Below are 2,010 nucleotides of genomic sequence, written 5' to 3' on the forward strand. Positions count from 1 at the left end.
GTATTTGATACCATTAACGCATGGTGGTGGTCAAACGAGCGCGTGCAACAGCACATGACCATTAAAGGCACTGAGCATGTTAGTCAGAGTTTAGACAATGGCAAAGGGGTGATTTTATTTGCGGTGCATTGCTTACCGCTTGAAATGGGCGCGCGTATATTTGGCCAGTTTGCTCCAGGAATTGGCGTGTATCGTCCCCATAACAATCCGGTGATGGAATACTTACAAGTTAAAGGTCGCTTGCGTTCAAACAAAGGCTTAGTGCCTAAGCGTGACGTGCGCCAAATGATCCGCAGTTTGCGCAGTCCTGACGTGATTTGGTATACAGCCGATCAAGACTTTGGTCGTTCGAGCGCAGTGTTTATTCCCTTTTTTGGCGTACCCGATGCTGCCACCATTACTGGCGCAACCTCATTGGCGAGGCTAGGTAAAGCCAATGTGGTACCTTTTTTTGTTGAGCGTAATAGCGATGATAAAGGCTACACCCTTGAAATCATGCCGCCTTTAGAGAATTTCCCTGGCGACAATGAAACTGATGACGCTATTCGTGGTAACCAGATTGTAGAACAACTGATTAACCGCAACAAAGCTCAATACATGTGGCTTCATCGTCGTTTTAAAACACGTCCCACTGAAGACACACCATCGTTATATGACTGATTTTAGTTAATCGTTTAGGTTATATAAATGATGACAGTTGCTACCGATTAACTACCAATGACCAATGACCAATGACCAATACATAATTAACCCGCTATAGCGTTATTACAGCTATAGCGGGTTAATTATGTATTGGTCAAAATAGGCAAAATAGACACCTTGAAAGAGGCGGTTAGGTTTTCTTATGTGTAAACTCAAATTCTTGCGAAATATTGACCGCCTTAAATCCTGATGGATCCGTCATCAAGGTTTTCGCCATAAAATCGGCAGCCATACCAAAAGGCTTTTCATTCACTTGGCGATTAAACTCAATACCTTCGCCAGTTTTGCTGATTAAATATTGATAAGCTAAACGGTTACACTCAATCACCCAATCAGCTGTTTCGCCAGCGGCTTCAGTCCTCGGCAAGCAACTTAACCCAATAGAGTTATCATTGTGTGTTATCGATAATTCGACTAAGTGGCCTAAGGTTGATTGAGCATCGTCAGCTTCTGCCAGCATGGAGACTATCCCGCCTAGAGTGCAAACCAACAACGAACTTAACAATTTCATATTAACTCCTTTTAATACGTTTCTAACGGCGAGCATTCAGATCAACAATATTCATACCAACAATATTCTTACCAACCATCATTTTATCAGTGGTCGTTTTATAAACGCACATAGACTAACAGTGAATACCATTAAATAAAATCACAAATCTCATTAAGGGATTTTTTATCAATAGCATGCTGTGGAATGGTCGCGTCATAGGCAGGATACCCAGCAATAATTAGCATATACGGACGTTCATTATCATTGTCGCGCCCGCACACTTTACTTAAAAAACTCATCGGTTTTGGCGTATGCGTTAATGTGCCGAGGCCTGCGTGATGTAATGCTTGAATTAAAAAGCCAGTCGCAATCCCCACTGACTCATGTACATAATAATTACTCTTCTGTTCACCAGACTCTTCAGTACGTTTTTTGCTGAACACCGCAATCAGCCAAGGCGCATGTTCTAAGTACGGTTTATCGGCATTGGTGCCTAACGGTTTTAATGCATCTAACCATTCTTCTCCAGCGCGACCTGCATAAAATGCTTGCTCTAATGCCTCAGCTTGTTGACGAATTTGCGCTTTTATCTGCGGACTATTAATCGCCACAAAATGCCACGGCTGATGGTTAGCACCATTGGGTGCTGTGCCCGCAGCTAATATACACTGTTCAATAATGGCTTGCGGTACAGCTCTATCAGAAAATGCCCGTATTGAATGTCGTCGTTTAACTTGCTGGTAATTATCTTGTGCCCGCTTGAGCATTTCATCTGGGGAATATTCAATAAAATCAGTTAACGGTAAATGCGCTTG

The 2,010-nt window shown here is 42.6% G+C and carries 3 protein-coding genes; 1 reads left to right on the top strand and 2 read right to left on the bottom strand.

Annotation, left to right across the window (positions count from 1 at the left end):
• A partial coding sequence (gene lpxL / locus CXF78_RS15370) for an LpxL/LpxP family Kdo(2)-lipid IV(A) lauroyl/palmitoleoyl acyltransferase (RefSeq protein ID WP_102037278.1) occupies positions 1–660 on the top strand: 660 nt, incomplete at its 5' end.
• A gap of 172 nt (positions 661–832) precedes the next feature.
• On the opposite strand, the gene CXF78_RS15375 is transcribed toward lpxL, so the two are convergent.
• A complete protein-coding gene (locus tag CXF78_RS15375; protein ID WP_011638641.1) occupies positions 833–1,213 on the bottom strand; it encodes a hypothetical protein in 381 nt (126 codons plus the stop codon).
• A gap of 131 nt (positions 1,214–1,344) precedes the next feature.
• On the bottom strand, positions 1,345–2,010 hold a 666-nt coding region (locus CXF78_RS15380; RefSeq protein WP_102037279.1), incomplete at its 5' end, for a nitroreductase family protein.

The organism is Shewanella sp. 11B5 (assembly GCF_002836795.1).
Classification (GTDB): Bacteria; Pseudomonadota; Gammaproteobacteria; order Enterobacterales; family Shewanellaceae; genus Shewanella; species Shewanella frigidimarina.

Coding starts and splice junctions, on each gene's coding strand:
- CXF78_RS15375 (WP_011638641.1), bottom strand. CDS start 1,213: ATGAAATTGTTAAGTTCGTTGTTGGTTTGCACTCTAGGCGGGATAGTC.